This is a genomic window from Bacillus sanguinis (assembly GCF_018332475.1).
GTDB lineage: Bacteria > Bacillota > Bacilli > Bacillales > Bacillaceae_G > Bacillus_A > Bacillus_A sanguinis.
Genome location: NZ_BOQB01000323.1, coordinates 1 through 1,498 on the forward strand (window position 1 = coordinate 1; position 1,498 = coordinate 1,498).

General features: G+C 30.2%; 5 protein-coding genes. 1 reads left to right on the top strand and 4 read right to left on the bottom strand.

Annotation, left to right across the window (positions count from 1 at the left end; genetic code table 11):
• The 4 genes from KI369_RS24980 to KI369_RS24995 all read right to left on the bottom strand — a co-directional run.
• Window positions 1–88 (bottom strand): YrzI family small protein (locus KI369_RS24980; RefSeq protein WP_212957971.1); only part of this gene is annotated, 88 nt, incomplete at its 3' end.
• Window positions 89–113: 25 nt separating this feature from the next.
• Window positions 114–257 carry a YrzI family small protein gene (locus KI369_RS24985; protein WP_000668957.1) on the bottom strand — a complete coding sequence of 48 codons (144 nt, stop codon included), beginning with the start codon at window positions 255–257 and terminating at the stop codon, window positions 114–116.
• 28 nt (window positions 258–285) lie between these two features.
• Complete coding sequence (locus tag KI369_RS24990; RefSeq protein ID WP_000142717.1) at window positions 286–429, bottom strand: YrzI family small protein; 144 nt, start codon at window positions 427–429, stop codon at window positions 286–288.
• A 27-nt stretch (window positions 430–456) separates the two neighbouring features.
• Window positions 457–597 (bottom strand): YrzI family small protein, encoded by a 141-nt coding sequence (locus KI369_RS24995; protein WP_212957967.1) that lies wholly within the window; start codon window positions 595–597, stop codon window positions 457–459.
• 440 nt (window positions 598–1,037) lie between these two features.
• On the opposite strand from KI369_RS24995, the gene KI369_RS25000 reads away from it, so the two are divergent.
• A partial coding sequence (locus KI369_RS25000) for a DUF4825 domain-containing protein (RefSeq protein ID WP_212957969.1) occupies window positions 1,038–1,498 on the top strand: 461 nt, incomplete at its 3' end.

The following is a 1,498-nucleotide window of genomic DNA, read 5'->3' on the forward strand; positions in this document are numbered from 1 at the left end:
TATGAATGTGTTGCTCACGCAAAATCTCATTCTGTGAAAGTTTACGTTTTTGAATGGTGATGGTTAAAAAGAATGCTTTAAATTTCATTAGATAAAACCCCTTTATAATTGATTTAGAAAAGACGACTGTAATAAGAAGCTTGGCGCTCTTTCACTTCGTCCATAATGGATTGAATGTGTTGCTCACGCAAAATTTCGTTGTGAGAAAGCTTACGTTTTTGAATCGTGATAGTTAAAAAGAATGCTTTAAATTTCATGAAGGTATTTCTCCTTAAAAATATATTTTTAATACATGTGCGTATAGTATGAACTTTTAATGTCAGTCATTTTATCAGTCAGTTGTTTTAATTGTTGTTTACGAATGATTTCAGCTTCAGATAAAGTGTTTTTCTGAAGTACAGTAGTAAAAAAGAAAATATGAAAAGTCATAAATGAATTCCTCCTTTCGAAAAGGAATTACAGGTGATCACAATAAAGCGATTGGCGCTCCTTAACATCATTCATAGCTTTTTCAATTTGCTCATTATGAAGAAATTCATCTTTGGAAATTGTATTTCTTTGAATCGTAATACTTAAAAACAATACGCTAATAGTCATCGAATGTTGCTCCTTTCTTTAAAAAATAATGTAAGAGACTAAAAAATCGCACAAAAAAGCCACAGGAAGATATAGTTCTCCTATGGCCATGCGTGAAAAAGCCACAGGAAAGTATACGACCTCCTGTGGCGAATTTATGAATTAATAGAAATAAAATGTGATTTTCAATTCTCCATTAGGGTGGTCGAATTCATATTTAATTGTCCAGAAAACACAGGTGCAGTTAACGCTAAAGTTAAAGCATGTAATTGTAATTTCATCATTTCCTTCGACCTCCTTTTAGAATATTTTTCTTACGTTAGTAAGTATATACAATTAATGGATAATTGTAAACATAAAAATTGAAAATTTTTAATTTTGATTAAAATGCGTATGTTTTAAAGGGATTTGAAGAGAAGCATTGTAATTAACGAAATAGCGATAAAAATGGGGGATGCTAAATGAAATATATGCATTGTAATGTAATTGTTATGCTAACAATTTTTTTATTTATTACTGCTTGCTCAAACGGAGAAAGGATAAAAGAAATATCTGATATGGAACCAAGTGATTTTAAGAAATATGCTGGGACATACGTTGGTAATAATTCAGATGTAGTTGCAATTGTTAATCATTTACCGGGTGGTGAAACAATTCAAAATATAAGTTTAGAGAATGAAAGTATAAAGGTGAACTATAGTGCAAAGGGGAATGAAACCCTTACAGAAGAAATGGTTGAGACGTATTGGTTTGATGGTAAGGATACGATGAAGAAGAATTTTCTCTTTAATATCACTTATCTTGCCATTTTAGTACCAAATGCAAAAGGTTATGAGTTTCAAGTGGGAAATAAAAAGTTTACGATAAAAAGAGAAGAAATACTATCAATCTTGAATGAAAATTTTAATGATTTTCTAAAAGA

Bases quoted from the DNA above. Each gene is read 5' to 3' on its own strand.
- KI369_RS24985 (WP_000668957.1), bottom strand. From the start codon at position 257: ATGAAATTTAAAGCATTCTTTTTAACTATCACGATTCAAAAACGTAAG.
- KI369_RS24990 (WP_000142717.1), bottom strand. From the start codon at position 429: ATGACTTTTCATATTTTCTTTTTTACTACTGTACTTCAGAAAAACACT.
- KI369_RS24995 (WP_212957967.1), bottom strand. From the start codon at position 597: ATGACTATTAGCGTATTGTTTTTAAGTATTACGATTCAAAGAAATACA.